The 566-nt window shown below is 38.2% G+C and carries 1 pseudogene; it reads left to right on the top strand.

Annotated elements, in window-relative coordinates:
* Positions 1-311: 311 nt before the first annotated feature.
* Positions 312-517, top strand: a pseudogene (locus ACFINC_RS11755) (integrase arm-type DNA-binding domain-containing protein); the annotation flags it as partial.
* Positions 518-566 lie beyond the last annotated feature (49 nt).

Raw genomic sequence — 566 nt, forward strand, 5'->3', positions numbered from 1 at the left:
AACCAAGCAAATAGTTTTAATGACTTCACTGTAAAAACGAGATGAAATGAGAGATCTTACAGCATTGAAAACTCTCTCTCCATAAAACGATAAATTATCATGTTAAATCACTCTCTTGATCATGATCTGATCGCAACTTAGACAAGATATTGATTTATAGTGATAATATAGCGTTATTCATATTGAATGAGAACACCGAATATCGTAAGATCTTTCATTTCAAAGCTCTCCATGTTGAATCAATCAAAATCGCCTGCACATTACAAATGGGATTAGCGTGTGGATAAAAAACTATTAAGAAAGGACTAAAAATGGCTCTTATGAACCGTCTTAAGAAAAGTCTGTCGCAATGGGGGGCTGGCAAATATAACGATGGTACCGACTTGTTACTTCATAAGCGTAAAGATGGGGGGCTCAATGGCTTTATCGTTATACCATTCACGGGCACCGTCACGAAATGAGCTTGGATGCCTTGAGAGATGTTTCTTTTAAAAAAGCCAGTGAACGAGCAACCCAATAGCGTTCTGTTTTGCATGAGAGGCGTGACTCCATTAGCAACACCCCAT

The organism is Bartonella sp. AP58NXGY, from assembly GCF_042195785.1.
GTDB lineage: Bacteria > Pseudomonadota > Alphaproteobacteria > Rhizobiales > Rhizobiaceae > Bartonella.